We start from the raw sequence: 1,282 nt of genomic DNA on the forward strand, positions 1-1,282 counted from the left end.
TAGACCCCTACCTCAAGGACACATCCTGCTATGCGAACCTTTTTAAGCCTTCTTTTGGCCCTTTGCATTGCGCTTGGCCTCGCCCAATCTGTGCAGGCAGAGCCCTTGATTGGTCTGAAACCTTGCAGCGAAGTTCCCGCTTTTCAGGCTCTGATGAACGAACGCCTGAGCAGCCTAGAGGAGAAGATCCTCAACGCCAGCCCTGCTATGGCTCCCGTCTACCAGCAAAAGCTGGCCCAAACCAGCAAGCGCTTTGAGCGCTACAGCAAGCTGCTCTGCGGCGAAGAGGGCCTGCCCCACCTGGTTACAGATGGTCGGTTGAACCATGCGGGCGAGTTTCTCATCCCCGGCCTGCTTTTCCTCTATATCGCCGGTTGGCTGGGCTGGGCCGGGCGTTCTTACCTGATCGCGGTTCGGGATGAGGATAGCCCCGAAATGAAAGAAAGCCTGATCGATGTACCGCTGGCGCTGCGGTGTTTCCTCACGGCTTTGGCTTGGCCCGCTGCTGCTTTTAAGGAAATTGCCAGCGGCGAAATTCGAGAGCCGGAAGCGGCTGTGCCCATCTCGCCCCGCTGAGGAGCTGAGCCCGGCTTTCTAACTCGATTTATTTAACTTTTGAGAGGCGTCTATGGCTGATTTCACCAAGTTTCTCACCACTGCTCCGGTGGCATTTATCCTGTTTTCCAGCTTTGTTTTTGCCCTGTTCATCGAGATCAATCGCTTCTTCCCCGACATTTTGACGTTCTGAGTGTAGGCCAGGGATCCCCAGTGCAACCATGCCCGACGGGATCCCTGCTTTTTTGAGCTTTTTTCCATCCTCTCTTGAACCGGACACAGAGTTGCTGAAATGGTCGAACCCAATGCCGAGCCTGCTCCGTTGAATAGGTTGAATATGGATGAGGGATGTGTCACCGTCCCTGAGGGAGATCCGCAAATTGGGGATCTCTGGACACCGATCAACCACGCGCCTGTTGTCCGGCTGTTGATCGACTGGCTGCCCATCAACCGACCGGGATTGAGTTCCATTTGGCGGGGCTTGGAAATCGGTATGGCCCACGGCTATTGGCTGGTCGGCCCCTTTGCCAAGCTGGGGCCGCTGCGCAACGAGCCCATCGGTCTGCTGAGCGGCTTTTTGGGAGCCTGTGGCCTGATCCTGATCCTGACGGCGGCCCTTTCTCTCTACGGCTCTGTCACCTCGCAGCGCAACACAGGGCCGGTAAAGGGATCCCAATCTTGGAGCGAATTGGCTGCCGGCTTCTTGGTAGGGGGCATGGGGGGGGCG

General features: G+C 56.9%; 3 protein-coding genes. All 3 read left to right on the plus strand.

The features are described from left to right. The first annotated feature begins 30 nt into the window (after positions 1-30). A complete protein-coding gene (locus tag NW820_RS01205) occupies positions 31-576 on the plus strand; it encodes a Photosystem I reaction center subunit III (RefSeq protein WP_414342216.1) in 546 nt (181 codons plus the stop codon). Between the two features lie 52 nt (positions 577-628). Further along, positions 629-748 carry a photosystem I reaction center subunit IX gene (locus NW820_RS01210; protein ID WP_011434365.1) on the plus strand — a complete coding sequence of 40 codons (120 nt, stop codon included), beginning with the start codon at positions 629-631 and terminating at the stop codon, positions 746-748. 99 nt (positions 749-847) lie between these two features. Further along, positions 848-1,282: photosystem I reaction center subunit XI (locus NW820_RS01215; protein WP_414406458.1), on the plus strand; the 435-nt coding region annotated here is incomplete at its 3' end.

The organism is Synechococcus sp. R55.7, from assembly GCF_047461955.1.
Lineage (GTDB): Bacteria > Cyanobacteriota > Cyanobacteriia > Thermostichales > Thermostichaceae > Thermostichus.

Excerpts from the sequence above, each read along its gene's own strand:
- NW820_RS01210 (WP_011434365.1), top strand. The coding sequence starts at position 629 with ATGGCTGATTTCACCAAGTTTCTCACCACTGCTCCGGTGGCATTTATC.
- NW820_RS01205 (WP_414342216.1), top strand. The coding sequence starts at position 31 with ATGCGAACCTTTTTAAGCCTTCTTTTGGCCCTTTGCATTGCGCTTGGC.